We start from the raw sequence: 26,552 nt of genomic DNA, 5'->3' as shown, positions 1-26,552 counted from the left end.
ACTGCCAGGAAGACGGCAGTGCCTTCGGAGTTCCCCATGTCCCAAGATTCCCAAGCGCCGCTGCAGTTCGCGCAGCTCGGCCTGTCCGAGCCCGTGATGCAGGCGGTCACCGCCATCGGCTACGAAACCCCGTCGCCGATCCAGGCCGCTACCATCCCCGCGATGCTGGAAGGCCGCGACGTGCTGGGCCAGGCCCAGACTGGTACCGGCAAGACCGCTGCGTTCGCACTGCCGGTACTGTCCAACATCGACCTGCAGCAGATCAAGCCCCAGGCCCTGATCCTGGCGCCGACCCGCGAACTGGCCATCCAGGTTGCCGAGGCGTTCCAGTCCTATTCGTCGAAGATCCCGGGCTTCCGCGTGCTGCCGGTGTACGGCGGCCAGCCCTACGGCCAGCAGCTGTCGGCGCTGCGCCGTGGCGTGCACATCGTGGTCGGTACCCCCGGCCGCGTGATCGATCACCTGGACCGCAGCACCCTGGACCTGTCCGAGCTGAAGACCCTGGTGCTGGACGAAGCCGATGAAATGCTGCGCATGGGCTTCATCGACGATGTGGAAGCCGTGCTGAAGAAGCTGCCGGAGCAGCGCCAGGTGGCCCTGTTCTCGGCCACCATGCCGCCGCAGATCCGCCGCATCGCGCAGACCTACCTGCAGGACCCGGTGGAAGTGACCATCGCGGCCAAGACCACCACCTCGGCCAACATCCGCCAGCGCTACTGGTGGGTGAGCGGCATGCACAAGCTGGACGCGCTGACCCGCATCCTGGAAGTCGAGCCGTTCGACGCGATGATCATCTTCGCGCGCACCAAGGCCGGCACCGAAGAACTGGCCAGCAAGCTGCAGGCGCGTGGCCTGGCCGCTGCCGCCATCAACGGTGACATGCAGCAGGCCCAGCGCGAGCGCACCATCGCCATGCTGAAGGAAGGCAAGCTGGACATCCTGGTCGCCACCGACGTGGCCGCCCGCGGCCTGGACGTGGAGCGCATCAGCCACGTGCTGAACTACGACATCCCGTACGACACCGAAAGCTACGTGCACCGCATCGGCCGTACCGGCCGTGCCGGCCGCAGCGGTGAGGCGATCCTGTTCGCCACCCCGCGCGAGAAGGGCATGCTGCGCCAGATCGAGCGCGCTACCCGCCAGCCGATCGAAGAGATGCAGCTGCCGAGCGTGGAGGCGGTCAACGACACCCGCATCAACAAGTTCACCTCGCGCATCACCGAAACGCTCGGCGCCGGCGGCCTGGACTTCTACCGCCAGCTGCTGGAGCGCTTCGAGAACGAGCAGAACGTGCCGGCCATCGAGATCGCGGCCGCGCTGGCCAGGATGCTGCAGGGCGATACCCCGTTCCTGCTGCAGCCACCGGTGCGTGCCCCGCGTGAAGAGCGCGCGCCGCGCGAGCGCTTCGACCGTGGCGACCGCCCGGAGCGTGGCGATCGCTTCGACCGCAACGAGCGGGGTCCGCGCTTCGAGCGTGGCCCGCGTCGCGACGACGCCGAAGGTGGTTTCGAGCCGCGTCCGCGCCGTGAGGTTCCGCCGCGTGGTGCACCGGAGCAGGGCATGGAGACCTACCGTATTTCGGTCGGTCACCAGCATGGCGTGAAGCCGGCCAACATCGTCGGCGCCATCGCCAACGAAGCCGGCCTGGAAAGCCGTTTCATCGGCCGCATCGACATCCACGACGACTTCTCGCTGCTGGACCTGCCGGCACAGATGCCGCCGGACGTGCTGTCGCACCTGCAGAAGGTGTGGGTGTCCGGCCAGCAGCTGCAGATGCGTCCGCTGGCGGCCGGTGAAGAGATCAACCCGGCCCCGCGTCCGTTCAAGCCGCGCTTCGACAAGCGTGGTCCGGGCGGCCCCGGTGGCCCGCGTCGTGGTGGTCCGGGTGGTCCGGGTGGCCATGGCGGCGACCGCGGCGGTGACCGCGACAGCCGCCCGCCACGTCGTGATGGCTTCAAGCCGCGCGGCCCGCGCAGCTTCTAAGCCGCACCCACAGCCGTCCAGAGCAACGCCGGCCCCCGGGCCGGCGTACAGGAAAAGGGGACGGAGGGGATTAAGTCGTATATGGCAGGCCATGCGCTTATGCCGAAAACGACTTAATCCCCTCCGTCCCCTTTTTCGCACGGTCAACACATTGCCGGTCATAGGCTGGTCCGGTTCCAAAGGAGGTTGTCACCGCAGCACATTCGGGGGGATCCGGGATGGGTAGGAGTGGCACGGACCAACAGAGCCGGCGGGTGCCGATGACCCGGGGGCTGGGACTGCGATTTGCGTTGTTGACCGGCATGGCGATCGGACTGGTCGCACTGTCGGCGTTGATCCAGGAACTGCAGGCGGCCTCCACCGCCTGGATCGCCGGCCAGGGATACTGGTCGCGCGGTCAGCAGGATGCGACCGCCGCGCTCAGTCGCTACCTGGCGCGCGGCAATGTCCAGGACCTGGACGATGCACGCCAGGCCCTGCAGGTGCCGTTGGGCGATCTGCAGGCGCGCTTGGCGCTGGAACAGGCGGAGCCTGACGAAGAGAAGGCCCGGCAGGGCTTCCTGCAGGGGGGCAACGCGCACGCCGACATTCCGCGCCTGGTGTTTTCGTTCCGCTACGCGCGCGATATCGGTGCTTTCCGCGAAGCGACCGCGTTATGGCGGCAGACCGACGGGGACCTGATGGCGCTGCAGCGCCTGGTCGATGAGTTGCAGCGGCGGCACGAGGGTGGCCCCTTGCTGACAGCCACGCGTGACCAGTACCTGCAGCAGCTGCGTGACCTGGACCAGCGGATGAAGGTACAGAGCCAGGCGTTCTCGCAGGCGCTGCTGCGGATGGCGACGCTGGTGAGGCTGGCCACGCTGATGGTCGCGGGCCTGTCGGTGCTGGCGATCAGCCTGATGGCGGTGGCCCTGGCGCGCCGCGTCGGCAAGGACCTGACCGAACACGAGAGCCGCTTCCGCGCAGCGTTCTACCAGGCCAACGTCGGCATGCTCAAGCTCGATACCGAAGGCAAGGTGATCGAGGCCAACCAGGCGATGGCCGACATCCTCGATCATCGCCGCGACGTGCTGCTGCTGCTGCAGCTGTCGCTGGCTGACCTGCTGATGGACGGCGAGCTGGTCATTGACGGGGTGGGGCGCATCGATTGGGACCGCCAGCTGCGCCCGAGCGAACTGCGATTCCGCCGTCGCGATGGCAGCCTGGTCTGGGGCCGCTGGAGCGGCACCGGTGTGCGCAGCGCCGGCGGCGGCCTGTCGGTGTTCGCGATCATCGAAGACGTCAGCCAGAACCATGCACTGGCGCGCGAGATCGAGCACCACGCCAGCCATGACCCGCTGACCGGCCTGATCAACCGGCGCGAGATCGAGCGACTGCTGGAACGCGCACTGCTGCAGGTGCGCAGCGAAGGTGGCACGCACGCGCTGTGCTACATCAACCTGGACCATTTCAAGCTGGTCAATGACAGCTTCGGCCATGCCGCCGGCGACCAGATGCTGCGCAGCTTCGCCGAGTACCTGGTGGCGGCGGTGCGCGATGGTGACTGGGTGGGCCGGCTGGGTGCGGACGAGTTCGCGGTGTTCCTCGCCCATGCCGGGCAGGACGAGGCCAAGCGCGTGCTGCAGCGCGTGATCCGCAATCTGGGGCAGGCGACGTTCCTGGTGAGCGAGGGCAGCCCGCAGTTGAGCTGCAGCATCGGCGTGGTCGAGGTCAGCGCCGATGCACCGGATGTGAACTGGTTGATGAGCGCCGCCGACAGTGCCTGCTATGCGGCCAAGCAGGCCGGGCGCAACCGCGTGCACTGCTTCAACGAGAACCGCATGGCGCTGGAGGAACGGCGCCGGGAAGCCGAGCGGCTGCAGGGCGTCAGCCTGGCCATGGCCGAGAACCGCATGGTGCTGTACGCGCAGCGTATCGCACGCGTCGGCGATCCCAGCTACCTGCACTACGAGGTGCTGGTGCGCATGCGCGGCAGCGATGGCAGCCTGCACCTGCCGGGCCAGTTCATGCCGGCGGTGGAGCGCTATGGCATGGCCGTGGCGCTGGACCGGCACGTGCTCGGCCTGCTGTTCCGGCACCTGCAGGTATGCCCGGCGCATGTGCGGCAGCTGGGACTGTGCAACGTCAACGTGTCGGCGCAGTCGATCGCCGAGCCCGGCTTCCTCGCCTTCGTCTGCGACCTGCTGGAGCGCAATCGCGCGCTGGCCTCCAAGCTGTGCTTCGAGATCACCGAGACCGCCGCGATCAGCAACCTCAGCCAGGCGCGCGCGTTCATCGATGCGGTGAAGGCGCGCGGCTGCCGGATGGCGCTGGACGATTTCGGCTCCGGGCTGTCCTCGTTCGGCTACCTGCGCCAGCTGCCGGCCGACATCCTGAAGATCGACGGGGCCTTCGTGCGCGACATGGATACCGATCCGGTCAGCCACGCCACCGTGCGCGCGATCAGTGAACTGGGGCGCGAGCTGCAGATGGAGGTGGTGGCCGAATGGGTAGAGACCGCCGAAGTCGCCGCCGCGCTGACCCGGCTTGGGGTGCAGGGCCTGCAGGGCTATGCGGTCGAGCGACCGCAGCCACTGGAACGGATGACCCTGGCCGACCTGCGGCCGGTGCGCCTGGTGGCCGTGAAAGGTCCTCCCGCCGCAGGCTGAATGGTCTGCGGCGACTTTGGTCTACACATGCGTTGCAGCCGCGGCTGCGATAATGCCCGCCAGGGGCGACGCGCAGTGGGCGCGGGCGTAAGCAGGAACAGGACGTGGCGTGGGCGGCAGGCAGTGGCAGTACGGAACAGGGGCGGTGCTGGTCGTGCTGCTGGTGTGGTTGGCAACGCCGTGGCCACTGTGGGCCGCCGCCGCCGAAGCCGGCCGCGATTACCTGCTGGTCGGCGCAGCCACCGATGAACCCACTCCACATCGCGCATGCACGCCGGGCATGCTGGCCGGTCACCGGCAGCAGGTGCAGGTGCCTGCGCCGCCGGGTGGCTGGTCGGGGCAACCGCAGGCCCTGGACGTGTTCAATGTGTTCGCTGGCGAAGTCCGCGTCCAGTATGGCGATCGCGAGATCTGCGGCAACATGCACGATGCCCGTACCCGAGACTCACGCTTCCGCGCAGGCGTCGGGCTGGTGGCGGTGCCGCCAGCGGGCAGTCACGATCCATTCCTGGTGTCGTGGCAGACGCCGTTGAAGGCGCGCTGGGTACCCACCCTTCGGCTGGGCGCGCCCAGTCCCGTGCAGCAGAACGATACCGCCCGCCTGCTGGTGCGCGCGGCCTGCATCGCCGTGGCGATCGCACTGGCGTTGTCGGCACTGATGGCCTTCCTCACCACCCGCGACCGCAGTTTCCTGGTCTACATCGCCGGTACCACCGTGCTGGTGCTGTGGCAGGCCATCCTCGGTGGCCTCAGCGGCTATCCGGAACCCTGGCTGCCGGTGGGCGAGCGCGGTGCCTGGTGGCTGCTGGTGTTGACTGCGGCCACGCAGGCCCTGGTGCTGCCGGCGCTGTGGCGGCTGAATGGCGGTGATCGCCTGTTGCCGCGTTCGCGTCCGTTCCAGCTGCTGGCGCTTTGGGGATTGCTGGCGTTGGCTGCACTGGTGCCCTGGCTGCCATGGGACAGCCTGGCCTGGGTGGCGCAGGGCCTGCAGGTGTCCTATCTGCTGGGCTGTGGCCTGGCGTTGATGGTCGGGGTGTGGGCGCGGCTGCGCGGTGACCGCTGGGCGCAGGCGGGGCTGGCGGCGCTGGCGCCGATGCTGGTGTTGATCCTCGCCGACGCCTGCCGCGCGGCGTGGTTGCTGGAGTACCGCGTGGAGGCCCTGCAGCTGGCGGTGACCTGGCTGCTGATGATGGCCGCCTACGCACTGAACCAGCGGCTGGGCCGCCTGCGCCAGCAGCGCGATGAACTGCGCCAGCTGGCCGAGACCGATGGCCTGACCGGCCTGCCCAATCGCCGTGCCGGCCTGCAGCAGCTGGCCCGCCACCTGGAGCGGGTTGACCGCGAGCGTGGCCCGCTGGTGATCGGCTTCCTCGATATCGATCTGTTCAAGGACATCAATGACCGCCATGGCCACGCCGTGGGGGACCAGGTGCTGGTGGCGGTGGCGCGCGCATTGCGTGCCGCGGTACGCAGCCAGGACCAGGTAGTGCGGATGGGGGGCGAAGAGTTCCTGCTGCTGATGCCGGGCATGCCGCGGGAGGCGGCGTCGGCGCGCCTGGATCGCCTGCGCCGGCACATCACGGAGGCGGCCCGGGCGCTGCAGGTGCCCGGCCTGGAGGTCACCGCCAGCATCGGCCTGGCGCAGTGGCGGCCGGGCGAGGACGACCTCGCCGCGCTGCTGCGCCGGGCCGACCATGCCATGTACGTGGCCAAGCGTGCCGGCCGCAACCGGGTGTTCGACGGCGAAGAACTCGATCCACCCTGCCTGGCATGAAGCGCGGCGGGCGGCGATGCCGGATAATAGGGCGATGACCACCCGACTCAACAAACACATCGCCGACACCGGCTTCTGCTCCCGCCGCGAGGCCGATCGCCTGATCGCCGCCCGCCGGGTCACCGTCAACGGCCATCCGGCCGGCACCGGCGCGGTGGTGGGCGAGGAAGACCAGGTGCTGGTGGATGGCCAGCCACTGCGCGCGCGCGTGGCCCGCAAGCCCGGCGCCCGCCGCCACGTCTACATCGCGCTGAACAAGCCGGTCGGCGTCACCTGCACCACCGAGACGTCGGTCAAGGGCAACATCGTCGACTTCGTCGGCCATGAACAGCGCATCTTCCCGATCGGCCGCCTCGACAAGGACTCCGAAGGCCTGATCCTGATGACCAGCAACGGCGACATCGTCAACCAGATCCTGCGTGCCGAGAATGGCCACCAGAAGGAGTATCTGGTGGCGGTCAACAAGCCGGTCACCGATGAGTTCCTGCGCGGCATGGCGCGTGGTGTGCGCATCCACGACCAGATGACGCTGCCATGCAAGACTTCGCGCATCGCCAAGTTCGGTTTCCGCATCACCCTGCAGCAGGGCCTGAACCGGCAGATCCGCCTGATGGCCGCCGAGTTCGGCTATCGCGTGACCCAGCTGCGCCGCGTGCGCATCGACAACATCAAGATTGGCGCGCTGAAGCCGGGCCAGTGGCGCAACCTGACCGAGCAGGAGCTGCAGGGCCTGCTGCCGAAGCAGCTGGACTGGTAAACGGCTTCTGTAGAGCCGAGCCCATGCTCGGCTGCTCTTTTGTCCGGGTGCAGCCGAGCATGGGCTCGGCTCTACATCGGCTAGACTCCGCAGTGACCTGCCGGAACGTGACGCTGCATGATCAAGCCCGACAAGCCTGCCAACGAAGCCCTTCGGCTCGAGGCGCTGTACCGCTACCGGATCCTTGATTCGCAGCGCGAGAAGTCATTCGACGACCTGGTGGTGATCGCCAAGGCGGTCTGCGGCACCTCGATGGCGGCGGTGACCCTGATCGATGTCGAACGGCAATGGTTCAAGTCGATCCAGGGCATCGATGCGGCGGAAAACCTGCGCAGCGAATCGATGTGCGGCCATGCCATCCTGCAGCCGCAGCAGATCATGGTGGTCGAGGATGCGCTGCAGGATGCGCGCTTCCACGACAATCCGGTGGTGGTCGGCGATCCGCACATCCGCTTCTATGCCGGTGCGCCGCTGATCAGTTCCGATGGCCTGCCGCTGGGTACGCTGTGCGTGTTCGATGCACAGCCGCAGCACCTGCCAAGCGACAAGGCCGAGGCGCTGGCCGCGCTGTCGCGGCAGGTGATGCTGGTGATGGAGCTGCGCCGTTTCGCGCTCGACATCCAGAACCACATGCTGGAACGCGATGATTACGAGCGCCTGCTGTCGGAGTACCACGACGTGCTGCTGGCGCAGAACGCCGACCTGGCCGAGCAGAGCCGCACCGATGCGCTGACCGGCCTGCCGAACCGCCGCGCGATGGCGGCGGCGCTGGACGAGGCCGTGGCGATGACCGGGGAGCAGCCCGCTGAGGCCTGCGTCGCGCTGCTGGACATCGATCATTTCAAGCACATCAACGACTTCCAGGGCCACGCCACCGGCGACCGCGTGCTGGCCGAACTGGGCGCGCTGCTGCGGTCGCACTTTGCCGGCCGTGGCATGGCGGCGCGCTATGGCGGCGAGGAGTTCGTGGCAGTGATGCCCGCAACCGACCTGCGCACCGCCGAACTTCAGTGCGAGTTCCTGCGCCTGGCCGTGGCCGACCTGCCACTGGGCTTTCCGGTCACGATCAGTATCGGCATCGCCCAGCACCAGCCCGGTGAAAGCGTGGACGACACGCTGGCACGTGCCGACAAGGCGCTGTACCGGGCCAAGGGCAAAGGTCGCAACCGGGTGGAACGGGCGGACTGAAACACGGCGGTTCGCGCGTTGAACGCATGCGACGCGTGGATGATTCGATGCCGCTCCAGTAGATCCACGCCATGCGTGGATGCTCTCCCGTTTCACTTGGCGTCGCAGCTCCTGCGATCAGAACCGGCCAGCATGACGCCCTGTTTCCCCGGACGCCGCCCATGTTGCAGACCCTGGCCATCGCCCACTATCGCTCGCTGCACGGGCTGGTATTGCCGCTGCAGCAGTTGAATGTGGTGACCGGCGACAATGGCAGTGGCAAGTCCAGCCTCTACCGCGCGCTGCGCCTGCTGGCCGAGACCGCGCAGGGCGGCGTCGCGGCGGTGCTGGCCCGCGAAGGTGGGCTGGGCTCGGCGCTGTGGGCGGGCCCGGAAAAAATAGACCGTCGGGTTGCTGCCGGCGAAATCCCCTTGCAGGGCGGCCCACGCCAGGAATCGGTGGGATTGAAGCTCGGCTTCACCACCGACGAATTCGGCTACGCCATCGATCTCGGCTACCCGCCGCCCAGCCGTTCGGCGTTTGCGCTGGACCCGCAGATCAAGGCCGAGGCGATCTGGGCGGGGCCGTTCCTGCGCAGCGCCAACCAGCTGGTCGATCGTCGCGGGGCGATGGTGCGGCAGCGCCATGCGCGCGGTTGGGATCTGGTGGATGACCGGTTGTCGCTGTTCGACAGCCTGTTCACCCAGGTCGGCGATCCGCAGCGCATGCCCGAAACGATCACCCTGCGTGAGTACATTCGTTGCTGGCGCTTCTATGACCATTTCCGCAGCGATGGCGATGCCCCGGCGCGGCAACCGGCGATGGCCACGCGCACGCCGGTGCTGCATCACGATGGCCGGGACCTGGCGGCGGCCTGGGTGACCATCCTCGAGATCGGCGACCCGGTTGCGTTGGCACGCAGCGTCGACGACGCGTTCCCGGGCGCCACGGTCGATTTCGAGGCGCTGGATGGACGCCTGGCGCTGCGCTTCCACCAACCTGGGTTGCTGCGGCCATTGTCGATGGCCGAGCTCTCCGACGGCACGCTGCGCTTCCTGCTGCTGGCGGCGGCGCTGCACACACCACGCCCACCGCCGCTGATGGTGCTCAACGAACCGGAGACCAGCCTGCACCCGGACCTGCTGCCGGCGCTGGCGCGGCTCATCATCGCAGCCAGTGCGCGCAGCCAGGTATGGGTGGTGTCGCACGCCAGCCGGCTGATCGCGGCGTTGGAACAGGCGCCAGGGTGCCATTCGCTGCATCTGTACAAGGAACAGGGCCGCACGCTGTTGAGCGGGCAGGGCCTGCTGGATGCGCCGGCCTGGCATTGGCCGCAGCGCTGATGCGGCCATCCACGCCATGCGTGGATGCACTCAATCGGCGATGTTGCGCGCTTCGGCCGTGCCGAGGATTTCCGGATGCTGCACCGGCTTGCGGCGGTTCAGCAGCGGATGCAGGAACACCGCGCCGACGATGATCGCCACGCCCAGGTAGAACCACGGGGTGACTTCGTGCTGCTCGCGGAGCAGCACCACCGCCAGTACCACCGCATAGACCGGCTCCAGGTTGGTCACCAGCTGCACCGTGTAGGCGCTCAGGTGGCGGAGCGCGACCAGGGCCAGGGCGAACGGCAGCAGCGTGCAGAACCCGGCCAGCACCAGCAGCAGGATCCCGTCGTGCAGATTCGGGACCACCCACAGCGGGCTGGCCAGCGCCGGCAGCAGATAGGGCATCAGCGGCGCCAGCAGGGTCAGGGTGAGGGTGCCGGCACCCAGCTCCAGCGCGGTGACCGTGAGCGGATCGGCATGGCTGACCATGCGCTTGTTGAGCGAACCGAACACCGCCACCAGCAGCGCCGAGATCGCGCCGATCAACACACCCAGGCGCATGCCATCGGGCACGCCACCGACCACCAGCGCAACACCCGGCAGCACCGCCAGGCCAAACGCCAGCTCACGCAGCTGGAACGGCCGCTTGGCCACCCACGGCTCGATGATCGAGGTGAACACCGGTGCCAGTGCGATGCAGGTGGCAGCCACCGAGGCATTGGCCAGCTTCACCGCGCCGTAGAACGTCAGCCAGTGCAGGGCGACCAGCGCGCCGATGCCGGCGTAGCCGGCGACCAGCCGCAGGGGCAGGGTACGCAACCCGCGCCAGACCCGCGGCAGCAGCGCCAGCATCGCCGTCACCAGCAGCATGCGCCACCACACCAGCGGCAGTGCGGGCAGGGTGATCAGCTTGCCGAGGATGGCCGTGATGCCCCACAGCAGGACACAGAAATGGATCTGCCAAAGCGCTTTGCGGGTATCGGGTGTGCTCATCGGCCTATTGTGAGGCAATCGCGCGGCTGTCGGCGATGACTGTGGCATGCTGGCGGAAACCCCCCAGGGGAACCCAGCAATGGCTGCCAACCGCTGCGCCCTGCGTGCATGGGCAGGCCTGACTGCACTGGTGGCCGCCACCGCGTTGCTGCTGCAATACCTGTTCTTGCTACGCGGTCCCGGGGCGGCTGCCGGGGTTGGCATGGCGACGCTGCGCTTCGTTGGTTACTTCACGATTCTCAGCAACCTGGCGGTGTGCCTGGGATGCGTCAGGCTGATCCGTGCGGGTGTGCTGAACACGACTGTCGCCGCGGTGATCGGGTTGTGCATCGGGGTGACCGCGTGCATCTACGTGCTGGCGTTGCAGGGGCTGTGGCAGCCCACCGGGCTGCAATGGTGGGTCGATGCCGGCCTGCACTACGCTGTGCCGGCGCTGTACCTGCTCGGGTGGTGGTGGCTGCTGCCGCATGGGGCGCTGCGCTGGCGCGCGCTGGGCGGCGTGCTGCTGGTACCGCTGGTCTACCTTGGCTGGGCGATGCTGGTCGCTGCAATGACCGGACAGGCGCCGTATCCATTCCTCGAACTGCAACGCCTGGGGCTGGCGGCCTTCCTGCTCAACGTGCTGCGCGTTGCGGGCGTGTTCGTGGTGGGCTGGACCCTGCTGTGGGGGCTGGACCGCTGGCGCCGTCGATGAGGCGCTGCAGGGCCATCGCTGCGGCCGGGTTGCGGGCCTTGCCGGCACCGATGCACAGCAGGTAGACCTCGCGCGGGGTTTCCGGGGCGGGCCCGGCCAGGCAGGGCAGGTCGTCCACCGGCTCGCCGCGTGACCAGCGTCGTGCGCGTTCAGCCCAGCGCTGCTGCACGGACGCAGGCAGGCCCTCGTTCAAGCGGGCCTGGCTGCGCTTGATCCGCGCGTAGACGAAGCCCGCACTGACATCGCCATGCAATGGCGCCTCGTCGCTGTCCTCGATCACCAGCGCCACGCCGTGGCGGCGCGCGGCGGCGACCAGAGCCGGTCCATGTGCCTCGGCGTTGCGCACTTCCAGAGCGTGCTGCAACGGCACGCCCTCGAGCTGCTTCGGCAGCTGCGCCATCAGCGCTTCCAATGCATCGGCGTCGGCCGGATGGTGCGGATCGAACTGCCACAGCAGCGGGCCGAGCCGGTCACCGAGCGCAAGTGCCGCCTGCAGGAACGGCGTGGCCGCTTCCACGGTGCTGGCCAGGTCGCGGCGCTGCACCAGGTAGCGTGGCGCCTTCACCGAGAAACGGAAGCCTTCCGGCGTCTGCGCGGCCCACTGCGCGCACTGGGCCGCAGTCGGCGTGCGGTAGAAGGTGCCGTTGATCTCGATGCAGCGCAGGGCGCGGCTGGCATGGGCCAGTTCCTCGCGCTGCGGCAGTCCCACCGGATAGAACATGCCGCCGCGCCACTCGGGAAACACCCAGCCACCGATGCCGCAGCGGATCTCCGCCTGCCGGGCGGTCGCGGTCACTGGTCGTGGTCCTCGCGCCAGGGGTCGTAGCTGCCGAACCACCACAGGTAGCCTTCAGGATCGGCACAGGCGTAGCCGCGGCCACCGTAGTCCTGGTCGGCAATGTCGATGACGATGCGCGCCCCAGCCGCCTTGGCCCGCGCATAGTGCGCATCGACATCGGTGACGATCACGCAGGCACTCTGGGTCTGGCGGCCGCCGACTTCTCCGGGCAGGACCGCGTGTTTGCTCCACGCGCTCTGGTTGTTGGCCGAACCGAGCATGATCATGCCGTTGCCGAAGGTCAGCTGGGCATGGAAGACCGTATCGCCATCGGCATACACGGCCTGGGCATGGAAGCCGAAGGCCCGTTGCAGCCAGTCGATGGCGGCCAGCGCGTCGCGGTAGCGCAGGCACGGAATGATGGTGGAGCCGTTGCTTGGTTGGCCGTTCCCGCCCATGACACCCCTCCTATGGCACAGGGCAGGGTGCATCGGCGACCGTTACCATCCCGCGAAACCCCGGTGACGGCCTGCACATGGCCGCCACCCCTGTTCGGAGATCGTGCTGGATGAAACCCTGGATTGGAGGAGCCGTGCTGCTGGCGTGCACGACCATGGCGAGCGCTGCCACCCCGGCGCAGTTGCAGGAGCTGGATGCGACCGTCGAGCGCGTGCGCGCGCAGTTCGACGTGCCCGGCATCGCCGTGGCCGTGGTCAAGGACGGCCAGGTGGTGCTGGAACGTGGCTGGGGCGTGCGCGAGCAGGGCAAGCCGGAACCGGTGCAGGCCGACACCCTGTTTGCCATCGCTTCCAATACCAAGGCGTTCACCGCCACCTCGCTGAACCTGCTGGCCGAGGACGGCAAGCTGAAGATGGATGACAAGGTGATCGACCACCTGCCGTCGTTCCGCATGTCCGATCCGTTCGTGACCGGGCAGATGACGATCCGCGACCTGCTGTCGCATCGCAGCGGGCTGAGCCTGGGCGCCGGTGACCTGCTGTTCTGGCCGGCCACCTCCTACAGCAACGCCGAAGTGGTGGAGCGACTGGGCAGGGTGCCGCTGAAGGGCGGCTTCCGCGAAAGCTATGCCTACGACAATATCCTGTACGCGGTCGCCCAACAGGTGATCGAGCGCGTGTCCGGCATGAGCTACCAGCAGTTCCTGCAGACGCGCATCTTCGACAAGGTGGGGATGGCCGGCACGCGCTACAACGCCGACCACCTGAAGCCAGGTGACAAGGCGGCGGTCGGCCACGCCAAGTACGATTTCAAGGACCTGCGCACCGTTGCACCACTGACCTGGTCGAACAATGCCGGCGCCGGTGGCATCTATTCCAGCGCGCACGACATGGCGCGCTGGATGCAGGTGCAGCTGGCCGAAGGCAAGCTGGCTGACGGCACGCCGTTGTTCAGCGAGAAGAGCCAGCAGCAGATGTGGCGGATGATCACCCCGCAGTCGATCCCGGCGCCGAGCGTGCCGGAGCTGGCACCGGCGCGGGCCAACTTCGCTGGCTACGGCGAAGGCTGGAGCCTGAGCGACTACCGCGGGCAGAAGCTGGTCTGGCACACCGGTGGCTGGCCGGGCATGGTCTCGCGGTTGACCCTGGTGCCAGGCGAGAAGCTGGGCGTGGTGGTGCTGACCAACCAGGAAGTGGGTGCGGCGTTCAATGCGATCACCCTGAGCGTGCTTGACGCTTACCTGGGCGGAGAAAAGCACGATTGGGTGGACGCCTATGGCAAGGCCGTGGCCAAGGGTCAGGACAAGGCCGACGAGGCCTGGGCCAAGCACCAGAGCGCACGCGACAAGGGCAGCAGGCCATCGCTGGCGCTGGCCGGCTACACCGGCAGCTTCCGTGACCGCTGGTATGGCGACATGCAGATCAGCGCCGAAGGCAAGGGCCTGCGCCTGCGCTTTGCGAAGACCGCGCAGCTGAGCGGGCGCCTGGAGCACTGGCAGCACGACACCTTCATCGTGCGCTGGGACGACCGTTCGCTCAACGCCGATGCGTTCGTGAACTTCAGCCTGGACCCGGATGGCAAGGTGCGTGAGGTGCGCATGCAGCCGATTTCCGACCTGACCGATTTCAGTTTCGATTTTCAGGACCTGCTGTTCACCCCGGTCAAAGAATGAGGGTAGCGCCGGCCGCTGGCCGGCAACCTCATGATCCCTGGAAACGTCGCGAGGTTGCCGGCCAGCGGCCGGCACTACCGGCGCCACGGCATCGTCGGCCGGCGTACACATCCGGCGTGGGATACTCCGCCGGCTATTGATGGCGAGGGAATGCGATGTTCCGTTGGTTTGAATCCCTGATTCCGGTGTTCCCGCCCGTGGATGGGCGCATGCCACCGCGCAAGGTGCTGCCGTTCTACCTGCACTACCTGCGCCCGGTGTGGCCGGTGCTGCTGGCCACGCTCATCGCCGGCCTGCTCCTGGCGCTGGTGGAAGTGGCCATGTTCGATTACCTGGGCCGCATCGTCGACATGGTCGCCGAGCAACCCGGTGCCGATTTCTTCAAGCGCCATGCCAATGAACTGGGCTGGATGCTGTTCATCACGGTCATCGCGCGGCCGATCCTGGTCGGCCTGCACAACCTGCTGGTCAACCAGGCGATCGTGCCCGGCCTGAGCAACCGCTCGCGCTGGCTGATGCACAACTACGTGGTTCGGCAGAGCCTGAGCTTCTTCCAGAACGACTTCGCCGGCAGTGTCGCCAACCGGGTCATGCAGACCGGTACCTCGCTGCGCGAGTCGGCGGTACAGATGGTCGATTCGCTCTGGTACATCGTGGTCTATACCGGCACGGCGCTGTACCTGTTCGCGCAGGCGGACTGGCGGTTGATGGTGCCGCTGGTCCTGTGGCTGCTCGCCTATGCGGTGATCATGGTCTACTTCGTGCCGCGCGCGAAGGAACGGGCCTGGATTGCGTCCGAAGCGCGCTCCAAGGCAATGGGCCGCATCGTCGATGGCTACACCAACATTCCCACGCTGAAGCTGTTCGCCCATGGCGGGCGCGAGCAGGCCTACGTGGCCGAGTCGATCCAGGAACTGGCGGTCAAGCACCGCGCGCAGACCCGGGTGACCACCGGCATGGACCTGACCATCGCCATCGTCAACGGTTTCCTGATTGCCGGTACCTGTGGGCTCGCGCTGTGGCTGTGGAATGGTGGCCATATCACCGTGGGCGCGATCACCCTGGCGACCGGCCTGGTGATCCGCATCCACAACATGTCCGGCTGGATCATGTGGACCATCAACGGCATCTTCGAGGACATCGGCACGGTGCAGGATGGCATCACCACCATCGCCCAGCCGCTGACCGTGCAGGACCGCGAGGACGCGGTGCCGCTGCAGGTGACCCGTGGTGGCGTGCAGTTCCAGGACATCCACTTTCATTACGGCAAGAAGGGCGGCGTGATCGCCGGCCTCGACCTGGTGGTGAAGCCGGGCGAGAAGATCGGCCTGGTCGGTCCTTCCGGTGCCGGCAAGTCGACCCTGGTGAACGTGCTGCTGCGCCTGTACGACCTGGAGAGCGGCCGCATCCTGATCGACGGCCAGGACATCGCCTACGTCACCCAGGAAAGCCTGCGCCAGCAGATCGGCGTGGTCACCCAGGACACTTCGCTGCTGCATCGCTCGATCCGCGACAACCTGCTGTACGGCCGCCCCGACGCGACCGAGGAGCAGCTGCGTGCTGCCGTAGCCAAGGCGCGTGCCGAGGCCTTCATCGATACGCTGGTGGACGGGCAGGGGCGCCGTGGCTACGACGCGCATGTCGGCGAGCGCGGCGTGAAGCTGTCCGGTGGCCAGCGCCAGCGCATCGCCATTGCCCGCGTGCTGCTGAAGGATGCGCCGATCCTGGTGCTGGACGAAGCGACCTCGGCACTCGACTCGGAAGTCGAAGCGGCGATCCAGGACAGCCTGGATGAGCTGATGGGCGGCAAGACGGTGATCGCGATCGCGCACCGGCTGTCGACCATCGCGCGCATGGACCGGTTGGTTGTGATGGACCAGGGACGCATCGTCGAGACCGGCAGTCATGCCGAACTGATCGCGGCCGGTGGCCTGTACGCGCGCTTGTGGGCGCGACAGACCGGTGGTTTCGTGGCCGCGGAGCAGTGATTGCTTCAAGGCTTTTTGAACGGGGCACGGAGGCGGAGCCCAGGCAATTGCTTCGACGCATCGAGATCTGATGCGGACGTAAAGCGCCACGCTGTGGTGCAATCCGCGCGTTGCTTTCGCACAACTGACGCTAGATGTTCGGCTCGTCTTTCGTCCTCAATTCAGCGGGAGGGAGTGGAAATGAGAATCACGGATTTCCTGGTGATGGACGGTGAGGGTGACCAGATCCCTGCTGATCCGCATGGCAACCATGTGGCTTTCAACTGTTTCGAGTGCGGATACCCGGTCGTGGCTGGCTCATTGGAAAACGAGCGGGGCAGCGATGAGGATTGTCCTGCAGCCTGTCGTGGCTGTGGTGCCGAGTACTTCGTGGATCTGCGGCTGGGCTCAAAGAAAATGTACATCCATCTGCTCTGATCCGGCAGCAGCCCAAGCAGGGGCGAACAAAGAAAGCGGCCCGGGTTTCCCCGGGCCGCTCCGCTTCATCTCACACCGTCCCGATCACTCGATCGGCTGGTCCAGCATCAGCTGGCGGGCGAAACGCACCGGCGGCGCGCCGTAGGACAGCACCTGGTCGTGGTACGCCTTCAGGTTGAACTTGTCCCCCAGCTTCTCCTGCACTGCCTTGCGGGTGTCGAAGTGTTCCTGCGCACCGACGAAGTAGGTCGGCAGCTGTGCCGACGTCAGCTGCGCGCGCACCCACTTGCCGGCCGCTTCGCTTTCCTGCTGGAACGCGTCGTGGGTCATCAGGTGCATCGCCTTTTCGCGATCCCAGTTGTCCACGTGCACGCCCTGGTCGAGGATCGCGTTGGAGATCGTGCGCAGGTAGAACTTCAGCTGCACCAGGTGGAACAGCGGATCGTTGTTGAGGTAACCCTGCTCCTGCATCATGCGCTCGGTGTAGACCGCCCAGCCTTCGGCGAACAGGCCCGAACGCAGCACCGCACGCAGGGTCGAGGGGAACTTGGCCGAGTGCCAGCCTTCCAGGTAGTGGCCCGGGGTGCCTTCGTGGATGCTCAGCAGGTGGATCATGCGCGAGTTGTACTCACGCAGGAACGAGTCGACCTGCTTCTCGTTCCAGTCGTCAGGAATCGGCGACACGGCGTAGAAGGTCTTCAGGTTCTTGTCCAGCGGGCCCGGCGAATCGCAGTAGGCCACGGCCACGCCACGCTGGAATTCCGGCATCAGGATGATGTCCACCGGCGCATCGGGCAGCGTCATCAGATCGTGCTCGCGCACGAACGCGGTGGACTGCTCCAGCGCGGCCTTGGCATCGTCAACCACCTTGTCGCGTGCCGGCTTGTCGGCGTAGGCCAGTTCCAGCGCGGCCTCGATCGCCTTCTGCTGCTGCTCGTCGGTCGGCTGGGCCGGCATCTCCGGTGCACCCGGCTTGTCCTTCAGCACGGTCTGCGCGATGCCGTACATGTCCTCGCGCACGCGCTTGAGTTCGGCGCGCGCTCGCTCACCGATCTCCTGGCGCGACAGCGAGGAGCTCAGCGCGAATTTCAGCTTCTGGTCGTACTTCTCCGCACCGATGCGGAAGTCGCCCTTGGCGTTCGGCACCAGGGTCTTGTCCAGCCAGGTCTGCTGCTCGTCCACGGCCTTCTTCAGGCCGTCGATGGCCGCTTGCAGGCGCTGCTGGTCGGCCTGCGGCAGTTCGCCGATATGCGGGGTGATGAAGGTATCGACGATGCTGAGGATGCCCTTGTTCTGCTTGGCAACGGTCTCGGCATGGATCTTCGGCACGCGGGCCGGATCCAGGTTCTCGCGCGCCTGGGCGAAGATCGCCGGCAGCTTTTCCATGCGCGCGGTGGCCGCCTTCAGGCGCTCCGGCAGCGGTGCGAACTCGCGCGCCATCAGGCCGTAGATCGCGCTGCCGGCGATGCCGTTGTACAGCTGCGGGTCCCACTTGCCGGACTGCAGCACTTCAGCGTTCCAGATTTCCGACTGCAGCTGGTTGCGCAGGATCGCCGCGTCCACCTGGTTCTCGCGGCCCAGCTTGGCCACTTCGATCTTGTCCAGCTCGCCCAGCAGCGCCTTGTAGGCGGCCACGGTCTTCTGCTGGCCGGCGGCGCTCAGGTCGTCCAGCTCGCTGTCGTAGCGGTGGTCACCGATCTGGGTGGCGCTGACCGGCGACAGCTGCATCCAGGTGTCCAGGGCGCGCTTGGACAGATCGGCGAAGGCGGCATCGACCGCCGCGTCACCGGCCTGCTGGCTGGCGGCCGGGGTGGAAGCGGTGGTCGGGGCGTCGGCCGGCTGGCAACCGGCCAGCGCGGCGACCAGGGCGAGGGCAAGAAGATGCGGGCGCATCGGCATTCCTGTACGGGGTCAAACCCTGAGCATAGGGCCCCGTTGCTGCTTTGTCCCCGTGCCATAGGATTACCATGGGCGGATTCAAGGACCCTCCAAAGGAGCGCAGGACATGGAATACCAGGGAAGCTGCCATTGCGGCAGGATCGCATTCACCGTGCAGGCCGAGGCGCCGATCAGCGACGTCATCGACTGCAACTGTTCGATGTGCCGGCGTCGCGGCAGCCTGCTGTGGTTCGCTCCGCGTGCGGCGTTCCAGCTGGCCAGCGATCCGGCTGACGTGGCCACCTACCACTTCAACAAGGCCCACATCGACCACCATCACTGCCGCGAATGCGGTATCGCTCCCTACAGCGAAGCGGTCGATCCGCGTACCGGCACACCGATGGTGGCGGTGAACGTGCGCTGCGTGCCGCAGGTCGATCTGGCGGGCCTTTCGGTGACCTCCTACGACGGAGCGGCACTGTGAGGCCGGTGCGAGCGTGGACGCGCAGGGCGGCGCTGCCGGTACTGCTGCTGGCGCTGGGCGCCTGCGCCAAGCAGGGCGACATGGTGGGGGATGCGGGCGCCACGGCCGCCGAGGCTGCCATCGCTTCGCCGGAAGGCGCATTCCTGGCCTACGAACATGACGTGCAGGTGCAGCTGGAAGCGGCGCAGATCGCACCGCGCATCCAGCAGATCGCTCAGGCCTGCCAGAGCGCGAAGTTCGGCGACTGTGCAGTGTTGCAGGTCGAGCAGCACGGCGGCGAGCAGCCCAGCGGTGAAGTGAAGGTGCGCATCGCCCCGAAGGGTACCGAGCCGCTGATCGCGATGGCTGGTGAAGGCGGCAAGCTGCAGTCGCGCAATACGCGCGCCGAGGATCTCGCGCAGGCGGTGGCCGACACGGCATTGACCAAGGCACGGCTTGAAAAGGAGCACGCCCGCCTGCTGTCCTACCAGGACCGCAAGGACCTGAAGATCGAAGACCTGATGGCGATCACCACGCGCCTGTCAGAGATCGAGGCGGGTGTCGAGCAGGCCAACAAGGATGCTGCGCAGCAGCGCCGGCGCATCGATACCCAGCTGGTGGCGATCCACTTCGACACCACCTCTGGCCAGCGCAGCCGCAGCGAGATCGGTGAGGCGCTGAGCGAGTCGGGCGGCATCCTCAGCACCAGCATCGCGTTCCTGATCCGAGCTGCGGCCGCACTGCTGCCGGTGGCGGTGCTGGCCTTGATCGCAGCCTGGGGTGTGCGGGCATGGTGGCGTCGCCGCCGCAAGCTACCGCCCAACCGCTGAGGTGAAGGCTGATGCGGGCCGTCAGCCGGCATCAGCCCTCGTCGGTCTCGTACTCGACGAACACATCCAGCTCCAGCGCCAGTTCCTGCACCGCATCGCGCACCTTCTGCGCGGTGCTTTCATTTCCGACTTCCACTTCCAACTCGTGGATGCCCGGGCCGATGTCATCGGACAGCCCGGCCGAACTGGAATCGTCGTCGTCCATGTGCGGCATCAGGTCGTCGGTTTCCTCGACATGTTCGATGCCGTCCAGGCCGAGCAGCAGGTCGCTGATGGCGCGGGCGTCGTCTTCGGTTCCGGTGATGCGCAGTCGCAGCATGGCCATGGCATAGGTACGTTGTGGGTTCGCCAGCAGCCTAGCCAGCGTGAGGCAAAGAACGGGTGAGGGCGCAGTCAGGCGTGCGTCGCCGGCCGCCCGAGCAGGCTGTCCGGCAATGCCGGGATCGGCGTGCGCTCGTCCTGCGCCTGTTCCAGCAACCAGTCGATGAACAGGCGCGCGGCCGGGCTCGGCGGTTGCCCTTCTGCGTGCACCACGTGGTAGGCATAGCGTGCCTTCAATGCCGGACCGGGCAGGCGCACCACCTCGTAGCGCTGCAGGTAGGGCTGGGCGATGTGGGTGCGCGCCAGCACCGCGCCCATGCCATACACCGCCGCACGCATCGCGTCGGTGCTGTCGGCGAACGTGTGCATCGGCGGCAGCGGCGACGGTGGGCGCACGCCGGCGTGGCGGAACCAGTCACGCCAGCCCTGCGGCGACAGGTCGGTCAGCAGCGGCAGGTCGGCGATGCGCGCCGGATCAACCAGTGCTTCGACCCCGGCCAGCGCCGGTGAGGCCACCGGGAACAGGAAGTCATCCATCAGGTGCTGTGCACGCAGGCCCGGCCATTGGCCCAGCCCGTAGCGGATGCCGACTTCCGGTCCGTTGTCGTCGTAGCGATCCAGCCCGCTGCCGGTGTGCAGCTCGATGCGGATGTGTGGATAGGCCTGGGTGAAGCGTGGCAGTCGCGGCAGCAGCCAGCAGTACGAGAGCGAGCGCAGCGTGGTGATCCGCAGCGGCACGCTGTCGGCATCCGGTTGCAGGTGATGGGCCACCGCCGCGACATCGGTGAAGGCGGCGCTGGCGGCGTCGGCCAGCTGCCGGCCCTCGGCGGTCAGGCGCACGCCGCGGGCGTGGCGCAGGAACAGCCGGGTTTCCAGCACTTCTTCCAGGCGGCGCACGTGGTGACTGACCGCGCTGGCGGTCAGGTGCAGCTCCTGCGCGGCCTGGGCGAAATTCTGGTGCCGTGCGGCGACCGCGAACACGGCCAGCGCGGGGAGCAGGGAAGGGCGAAGCTGCATGTCGAGCCTCAAACCATATTTGTGGCTGACAGCGATACTACGCGCTTGTGCGGCGGGCGTCTGCGCCTGATCCTGTCTGCCTTGGCGAGGAACAGACGATGGACGGAGGCAGGACATGAATGCGATCCCACAGGCGGCCGAGCGCGACTGGCGCACGCCGCTGGAATTGACCCTGCTGGGCGCCATCTGGGGCTGCTCGTTCCTGTTCATGCGGGTGGCGGTGCCGTCGTTCGGCCCATTCGCGCTGGTCGAGGTGCGGCTGGTGCTGGGCGCGCTGGTGCTGCTGCCGTTCCTGTGGCACGCCCGCGCGCAGTTCCCGCCGCGCCGCTGGCTATGGCTGGCGCCGATCGGCCTGATCAATTCGGCGCTGCCGTTCGTGCTGTTTGCCTATGCCGCCGAGCAGGCGCCGGCTGCGATCGGTGCGATCTGTAATGCGATGACGGTGCTGTTCGCCGCGCTGATCGCGTTCCTGTTCTTCGGCGAGAAGATCGGCATGCGCCGTGCCGGTGCGTTGCTGGTCGGCTTTGCCGGGGTGGTGGTGCTGGCCACGGCGAAAGTGTCCGGCCTCAGCATCGGTACCGCAGTGCTGGCCGGTGCGGCGGCTTCGCTGCTGTACGGTCTGGGCGTAAATCTGGTGAAGCGGCACATGACCGGGTTGCCGTCGGCCGCCGCCGCGGCGGCAACGCTGTCGTGTGCCTCGCTGTGGATGCTGCCGATGGCGGTGACCCACTGGCCGCAGGCGGCGATTCCACTGAAGGCCTGGGGCGCGGCGATCGCGCTGGGCGTGGCCTGTACTGGCTTGGCGTTCCTGATGTTCTATCGCCTGATCGGTCGTATCGGCCCGTCGCGGGCGTCGACGGTGACCTACCTGATTCCGCTGTTCGGTGCGGCGTTTGCGTGGTTGTTCCTGGGTGAGGCGGTGACGCTGCAGATGTTGATTGCGGGTGTGTTGATTCTGGGTAGCGTGGCGGTGAGTCAGAAGGGCTGAGACGTTTTTGCACGTGGCACGTGCTGAAGGTGCTTCACTGTTCATGGGCGTTACTTTTCTTTGTACGCAAAGAAAAGTAACCAAAAGAAACGTTCCGCCAGGTCGCGAGCCGCCGTGCTTCGCACGTCGGTCCCCTGCGCTTCTCGGTGAATCAGGGGGCGGTGCCAAACTCGCTGCGCTCAGACATCGGCACCTCTTCGCCCCTGATTCCCCTGCGATGCTCGGCTCGCTCAAGGCGGATCCAAGGTCAAGAGCCACAGCTGCACGACGATGTTTGGTAGTGCCGGGCCGGACCGGGCCGGGCCCGGCGAGCGGAGCGACCGCTTCTGCCTTTGCTCTTGGATCCGCCTTGAGCGAGCCGAGCACCGCAGGTCCGGCGAGGGCGAAGAGGCGCGGGTGTCTGAGCGCAGCGAGTTCCCGCGCCGTCCCTCGACGGGCCGAGGAGCGCAGGGCACCGGTGCGCAGCACCGGCTCGTGACTGGCGGAACGTTTCTTTTGGTTACTTTTCTTTGCGTACAAAGAAAAGTAACGCCCATGAACAGTGAAGCACCTTCAGCACGCGCCACGCGCAGAATCCGCGACGGCGTTACTTCACCGGCACCGGAATATTGCAAAGATCGATATGCCCCGCCGGGCGCTTGTAGAAATCATCCACGCGATTGCGTCGCGCCTCCACCGTATCGGCGAAGGTCTTCGAGTCGGTACGCAGTACCTGGATCGGTGTGCGCTCGGCCAGCGGCACATCGCTGGCACGGCGGATCGACACGATCGGCGTACGCAGCTTCGGGTCGGTGTAGAAGCCCATCGGCGCCGGTCCGCGCGGCGTTGCGCTCAGCAGCTCCATGCCCTTCAGCACGCGACCAACCAGCGTGATGTTGCGGTCCAGCTGACGCGGTGACTGGCCGGTCACCACGTACAGTTCGGCGCCGATGCTGCTGTCTTCCTCGTTGCTGCGGCCCGCGCCCAGCATGCCGTAGCAATGCGCCAGCCAGGCCTTGCCAGCCTGCGGGTCCTGGCCGACCGGGAAGCCGTCGACGAAACCGGTCTGCGCGGCCCAGCCATCGCGATCCGGCAGCACGCTGACCTTCAGGCCGGCGCTGGCGCGTTCGAACTCGGCCGGCAGCTTGCGCGCGGCGCTGCCGAACGGCTTGGCCTTGGCCGCGTCATCGGCGTCGGCATCGCCGAACTGCACCACGAAGTTGTCCTGCGAGCGGTAGATGCTGGTGCTGTCCCAGAAGTGCTCGTGGGCGAAGGTCTGGATGTTGGCGACATGGCGCGGGGCGAACTGCGGCGCCAGCTCGATGATCACCCGCCCAGCCGGCAGGTCCATGTACAGCAGGTTGGCCGGGTCCGGCGTGCGCCAGTCGTTGGCCGCCGAGGCATCGAGGATCTGCTGCGGGCTGCGGTAGGGCGTGGCGGCGCTGGCCAGGGCGGGCAGCAGGCAGGCGAGGGCGAGGGCGGTCAGGGCAAGGCGACGACGGTGCGGCATGGGAACCCCGGAACATGAACAAGGCTTCGATTCTGCGCGAGCAATTCGGTCACGCCAACCGGCAGAGTGACTAACGACACATTCGCTATACCGAACTTCGCACTACTGTGGACTTCAACGTAGTGGAGGGCCGGCCATGTCCGAGGACGATGTCCACCTGAAGAAGTTTCAGAAGGAGCTCAGCGCCGGAACGGTGTCGCTGGCCCTGCTGGCGGTGCTGGCCCGGGCCGGGGAGCCGCTGTACGGCTACCTCATTGCCAAGGAGCTGGAGCGGGTGGGCGAGGGCGTGCTGAGCGGCAAGCAGAGCGCGCTGTACCCGGTACTGCGCAACCTGGAGGCCGCCGGCCTGCTGGTAAGCCATGTGGAACCGTCCAGCAGCGGGCCGCCGCGGCGCTACTACCGCATCAATGAACGTGGCCGCGAGGTGCTGGCGCAGTGGCGCCAGGCGTGGCAGGCCACCCGTGATTCCGTCGATTCCGTGTTGGAGGGGGTACCGCAATGAACGACCCGAGCCTGGCAGGCCGCGCCCTGCCGACCACCATTCCGCAGTACCTGGCGCAGCTGCGCGCTGCGCTGGAAGGTGCCGATCCGGCGATGGTGCAGGACGCGTTGTACGACGCCGAGGAATACCTGCGCTCGGAGCTGGCGGCGCAGCCCGGCCGCAGGGAGGCCGAGGTGATCGCCGATGTGGCCGGCAGCTATGGCGCGCCGGACGAAGTGGCCGACATCTACCGCGAGACCGAAGTGACGGTGAACCGCGCGCTGCGTACGCCGCGTGCGGATACCGCGCCGGTACTGCGTGCCGCTGCCGAAGCCAGTGGCGTCGAACCGGCCGCGCCGCCGCCGGCGCCGGTGCAGCGTTCGCTGCTGGCGCGATTCTTCGGGGTGGTGGCCGATCCGCATACCTATGGCGCGCTGTTCTACATGCTGCTGTCGCTGGCCACCGGCATCTTCTTCTTCACCTGGGTGGTGACCGGCCTGTCGCTCTCGCTCGGCCTGTTGATCCTGATCGTCGGGATTCCGCTGACCGTGCTGTTCTTCGGCTCGGTGCGCGGGCTGGCGCTGCTGGAAGGGCGGCTGGTGGAAGCATTGCTGGGCGAGCGCATGCCGCGCCGTCCGCGCTACACCGACCGTAGCCGCACATGGCTGCAGCGCATCGGCGACATGTTCACCGATGGCCGTACCTGGCTGACCCTGCTGTACTTCGTGCTGATGCTGCCGCTGGGCGTGGTCTACTTCACCATCGCGGTGACGCTGCTGTCGCTGTCACTGGGGTTCATCTGGGCACCGGTGGCCGCGCTGTTCAGCGGTGACATTCCGGGCGTGTACGTCGACGGCGTGAACGTGTTGCCGATGGCCGCTTCGCCGCTGGTGGGCATCGTGATCGCAGCTGTGGGCGTGCTGCTGCTGCTGTTGACGATGCACCTGGCACGCGGTATCGGCAAGCTGCACGGGCTGATTGCCAAGAACCTGCTGGTGCGGTTGTAACAGGCCAGGGGTCGGATCCCTGTTCGCAGAACAGGGCTCTGACCCCGGATCCCATCATGCTGGGTCAGAGCCCTTTCCGTTGGAAAGGGATCCGACCCCACGGCGGGGAGTTACCCCGCCTTTCGCCGCAACGGAGTGACGTTGCTCTTCTTCTTCGTGGCCTTCGCCGCCGGGGCTTCGGCGTGCGCGGCGAAGAAGTCGCGGACCTTCGGGTACACCACTTCGCGCCAGCGACGGCCGCTGAAGATGCCGTAGTGGCCGGCGCCTTCGACGATGAAATGCTCGCGGCGGTCAGCAGCAATGCCGGTGCACAGCGCCTGCGCTGCTTCGGTCTGGCCGAGTCCGGCGATGTCATCCAGTTCGCCCTCGATGCTCAGCAGCGCGGTATCGCGGATCGCCGACGGATCGACCTTCTCGCCATTGACCACCCACTCGCCACGCGGCAGCAGGAAGTCCTGGAACACCACGCGGATGGTATCCAGGTAGTACTTGGCCGGCATGTCCAGCACCGCGTTGTACTCGTCGTAGAAGCGACGGTGCGCGTCGGCGTCTTCCAGGTCGCCCTTGACCAGGTCGGTGTAGAAATCCCAGTGCGAGCTGAAGTGGCGGCTCGGGTTCATCGACAGGAAGCCGGCGTGCTGCAGGAAGCCCGGATACACGCGGCGGCCGGCGCCGGGGTAACTGGCCGGCACGGTGTGGATGACGTTGTTCTCGAACCACGACAGCGGGTTCTGCGTGGCCAGGTTGTTCACTGCGGTCGGGCTGCAGCGTGCATCGATCGGGCCGCCCATCATCACCAGGGTGCGCGGTGTCGGCTCGCCACGGCTGGCCATCAGTGAAACCGCGGCCAGCACCGGTACCGTCGGCTGGCACACGCTGACCACGTGCAGGCGTTCGACGCCCAGATGGCGGATGAACTCCTGGATGTAGGCGATGTAATCGTCCAGGCCAAACTCGCCTTCGCTGGCCGGCACCATGCGCGCGTCCACCCAGTCGGTGACGTACACACGGTGGTCGCGCAGCAGCGTGCGCACGGTATCGCGCAGCAACGTGGCGTGGTGCCCGGACAGCGGTGCCACGACCAGCACGAACGGCTGGTTGAGCATGGTGTGCAGCTGTTCGGCTTCATTGCTGTGGCGCTTGAAGCGCAGCAGCTTGCAGAACGGCTTGCTCACTTCCTCGTGCACGACGATCGGCACGCGCTCGCCGTCGACCTCGATTTCGTTGATGCCCCACTCGGGCTTCTCGTAATCCTTGCCGATGCGGTGGAACAGCTCATTGACCGCCGCCAGGCGATCGGCGCCGGGCATCTGCGACCACCAGTGGCCCGGGTTGGCGAAGAATCTGGCGTTGGCCTGGGCCTGGTGCACCCAGGGGGCGAGCAGGTTGCGGGTCAGTTCGTGCAGTTGATAGAGCATGA

23 protein-coding genes are annotated in these 26,552 nt (G+C 67.2%); 15 read left to right on the top strand and 8 right to left on the bottom strand.

Annotation, left to right across the window (positions count from 1 at the left end; genetic code table 11):
• Positions 1 to 36: 36 nt before the first annotated feature.
• From AC5P5V_RS01815 to AC5P5V_RS01790, 6 genes are all read left to right on the top strand, one after another.
• Complete coding sequence (locus tag AC5P5V_RS01815; protein ID WP_005415815.1) at positions 37 to 1,983, top strand: DEAD/DEAH box helicase; 1,947 nt, start codon at positions 37 to 39, stop codon at positions 1,981 to 1,983.
• A 218-nt stretch (positions 1,984 to 2,201) separates the two neighbouring features.
• Positions 2,202 to 4,631: a putative bifunctional diguanylate cyclase/phosphodiesterase gene (locus tag AC5P5V_RS01810; protein ID WP_231352625.1), complete on the top strand. Its 2,430-nt coding sequence runs from the start codon at positions 2,202 to 2,204 to the stop codon at positions 4,629 to 4,631.
• A 109-nt stretch (positions 4,632 to 4,740) separates the two neighbouring features.
• On the top strand, positions 4,741 to 6,405 hold the full coding sequence (locus AC5P5V_RS01805) for a sensor domain-containing diguanylate cyclase (RefSeq protein ID WP_154350448.1): 1,665 nt from the start codon (positions 4,741 to 4,743) through the stop codon (positions 6,403 to 6,405).
• Positions 6,406 to 6,439: 34 nt separating this feature from the next.
• Positions 6,440 to 7,162, top strand: coding sequence for a pseudouridine synthase (locus AC5P5V_RS01800; RefSeq protein ID WP_019659152.1), 723 nt, complete (start codon positions 6,440 to 6,442; stop codon positions 7,160 to 7,162).
• A 117-nt stretch (positions 7,163 to 7,279) separates the two neighbouring features.
• Positions 7,280 to 8,350 carry a GGDEF domain-containing protein gene (locus AC5P5V_RS01795; protein WP_134968623.1) on the top strand — a complete coding sequence of 357 codons (1,071 nt, stop codon included), beginning with the start codon at positions 7,280 to 7,282 and terminating at the stop codon, positions 8,348 to 8,350.
• Positions 8,351 to 8,511: 161 nt separating this feature from the next.
• Entirely contained in the window at positions 8,512 to 9,672 is a 1,161-nt protein-coding gene (locus tag AC5P5V_RS01790) for an AAA family ATPase (protein ID WP_061479505.1), read from the top strand.
• A gap of 30 nt (positions 9,673 to 9,702) precedes the next feature.
• Here the strand turns inward: AC5P5V_RS01790 and AC5P5V_RS01785 are convergent, their stop codons facing one another.
• Positions 9,703 to 10,650: a DMT family transporter gene (locus tag AC5P5V_RS01785; RefSeq protein ID WP_061479504.1), complete on the bottom strand. Its 948-nt coding sequence runs from the start codon at positions 10,648 to 10,650 to the stop codon at positions 9,703 to 9,705.
• A gap of 79 nt (positions 10,651 to 10,729) precedes the next feature.
• Here AC5P5V_RS01785 and AC5P5V_RS01780 point away from each other — a divergent pair, with 79 nt between their 5' ends.
• Entirely contained in the window at positions 10,730 to 11,344 is a 615-nt protein-coding gene (locus AC5P5V_RS01780) for a Pr6Pr family membrane protein (RefSeq protein ID WP_134968624.1), read from the top strand.
• Here the strand turns inward: AC5P5V_RS01780 and AC5P5V_RS01775 are convergent.
• Both AC5P5V_RS01775 and AC5P5V_RS01770 read right to left on the bottom strand, forming a co-directional pair.
• Positions 11,265 to 12,140: a DUF72 domain-containing protein gene (locus AC5P5V_RS01775; RefSeq protein WP_134968625.1), complete on the bottom strand. Its 876-nt coding sequence runs from the start codon at positions 12,138 to 12,140 to the stop codon at positions 11,265 to 11,267. The two genes, AC5P5V_RS01780 and AC5P5V_RS01775, sit on opposite strands and share 80 nt — an antisense overlap.
• A complete protein-coding gene (locus tag AC5P5V_RS01770) occupies positions 12,137 to 12,580 on the bottom strand; it encodes a VOC family protein (RefSeq protein WP_061480685.1) in 444 nt (147 codons plus the stop codon). The genes AC5P5V_RS01775 and AC5P5V_RS01770 overlap by 4 nt, the downstream gene beginning before the upstream one ends.
• Positions 12,581 to 12,690: 110 nt before the next feature.
• Here AC5P5V_RS01770 and AC5P5V_RS01765 point away from each other — a divergent pair, with 110 nt between their 5' ends.
• The 3 genes from AC5P5V_RS01765 to AC5P5V_RS01755 all read left to right on the top strand — a co-directional run bounded on the left by AC5P5V_RS01765 (position 12,691) and on the right by AC5P5V_RS01755 (position 16,658).
• Positions 12,691 to 14,253 carry a serine hydrolase gene (locus AC5P5V_RS01765; RefSeq protein ID WP_134968626.1) on the top strand — a complete coding sequence of 521 codons (1,563 nt, stop codon included), beginning with the start codon at positions 12,691 to 12,693 and terminating at the stop codon, positions 14,251 to 14,253.
• 155 nt (positions 14,254 to 14,408) lie between these two features.
• Complete coding sequence (smrA, locus tag AC5P5V_RS01760; RefSeq protein WP_061480683.1) at positions 14,409 to 16,241, top strand: multidrug efflux ABC transporter SmrA; 1,833 nt, start codon at positions 14,409 to 14,411, stop codon at positions 16,239 to 16,241.
• A gap of 180 nt (positions 16,242 to 16,421) precedes the next feature.
• Positions 16,422 to 16,658 carry a hypothetical protein gene (locus AC5P5V_RS01755; protein WP_072166827.1) on the top strand — a complete coding sequence of 79 codons (237 nt, stop codon included), beginning with the start codon at positions 16,422 to 16,424 and terminating at the stop codon, positions 16,656 to 16,658.
• Positions 16,659 to 16,742: 84 nt separating this feature from the next.
• Here the strand turns inward: AC5P5V_RS01755 and AC5P5V_RS01750 are convergent, their stop codons facing one another.
• Positions 16,743 to 18,551, bottom strand: coding sequence for a DUF885 domain-containing protein (locus AC5P5V_RS01750; protein ID WP_134968627.1), 1,809 nt, complete (start codon positions 18,549 to 18,551; stop codon positions 16,743 to 16,745).
• Between the two features lie 112 nt (positions 18,552 to 18,663).
• On the opposite strand from AC5P5V_RS01750, the gene AC5P5V_RS01745 reads away from it, so the two are divergent.
• Together AC5P5V_RS01745 and AC5P5V_RS01740 are read left to right on the top strand one after the other, a co-directional pair.
• Positions 18,664 to 19,020 (top strand): GFA family protein, encoded by a 357-nt coding sequence (locus AC5P5V_RS01745; protein WP_061480681.1) that lies wholly within the window; start codon positions 18,664 to 18,666, stop codon positions 19,018 to 19,020.
• Positions 19,017 to 19,829 carry a DUF4349 domain-containing protein gene (locus AC5P5V_RS01740; protein WP_061480680.1) on the top strand — a complete coding sequence of 271 codons (813 nt, stop codon included), beginning with the start codon at positions 19,017 to 19,019 and terminating at the stop codon, positions 19,827 to 19,829. Before AC5P5V_RS01745 ends, AC5P5V_RS01740 begins: the two co-directional genes overlap by 4 nt.
• A gap of 31 nt (positions 19,830 to 19,860) precedes the next feature.
• Here AC5P5V_RS01740 and AC5P5V_RS01735 read toward each other — a convergent pair whose 3' ends face one another.
• Together AC5P5V_RS01735 and AC5P5V_RS01730 are read right to left on the bottom strand one after the other, a co-directional pair.
• Complete coding sequence (locus tag AC5P5V_RS01735; RefSeq protein ID WP_005415831.1) at positions 19,861 to 20,154, bottom strand: hypothetical protein; 294 nt, start codon at positions 20,152 to 20,154, stop codon at positions 19,861 to 19,863.
• Between the two features lie 68 nt (positions 20,155 to 20,222).
• A complete protein-coding gene (locus AC5P5V_RS01730; protein ID WP_061480679.1) occupies positions 20,223 to 21,167 on the bottom strand; it encodes a LysR substrate-binding domain-containing protein in 945 nt (314 codons plus the stop codon).
• A gap of 115 nt (positions 21,168 to 21,282) precedes the next feature.
• Between AC5P5V_RS01730 and AC5P5V_RS01725 the strand changes: the two genes are divergently transcribed.
• Positions 21,283 to 22,155, top strand: coding sequence for a DMT family transporter (locus tag AC5P5V_RS01725; protein WP_134968628.1), 873 nt, complete (start codon positions 21,283 to 21,285; stop codon positions 22,153 to 22,155).
• A 586-nt stretch (positions 22,156 to 22,741) separates the two neighbouring features.
• Here the strand turns inward: AC5P5V_RS01725 and AC5P5V_RS01720 are convergent.
• Positions 22,742 to 23,644 (bottom strand): peptidylprolyl isomerase, encoded by a 903-nt coding sequence (locus AC5P5V_RS01720; protein ID WP_061480677.1) that lies wholly within the window; start codon positions 23,642 to 23,644, stop codon positions 22,742 to 22,744.
• Positions 23,645 to 23,780: 136 nt separating this feature from the next.
• Here AC5P5V_RS01720 and AC5P5V_RS01715 point away from each other — a divergent pair, with 136 nt between their 5' ends.
• Entirely contained in the window at positions 23,781 to 24,146 is a 366-nt protein-coding gene (locus AC5P5V_RS01715; protein ID WP_061480676.1) for a PadR family transcriptional regulator, read from the top strand.
• Positions 24,143 to 25,132: a sensor domain-containing protein gene (locus AC5P5V_RS01710; RefSeq protein WP_134968629.1), complete on the top strand. Its 990-nt coding sequence runs from the start codon at positions 24,143 to 24,145 to the stop codon at positions 25,130 to 25,132. Before AC5P5V_RS01715 ends, AC5P5V_RS01710 begins: the two co-directional genes overlap by 4 nt.
• 110 nt (positions 25,133 to 25,242) lie before the next feature.
• Here AC5P5V_RS01710 and AC5P5V_RS01705 read toward each other — a convergent pair whose 3' ends face one another.
• Positions 25,243 to 26,550, bottom strand: a complete 1,308-nt coding sequence (locus AC5P5V_RS01705) for a polyhydroxyalkanoate depolymerase (RefSeq protein WP_154350451.1) — start codon at positions 26,548 to 26,550, stop codon at positions 25,243 to 25,245.
• Positions 26,551 to 26,552: the final 2 nt, after the last annotated feature.

Source organism: Stenotrophomonas sp. YJH_SMC_130 (assembly GCF_059369035.1).
The sequence above is the reverse complement of the archived record's forward strand: the minus strand, read 5'-3'. Positions and strand labels throughout refer to the sequence as shown.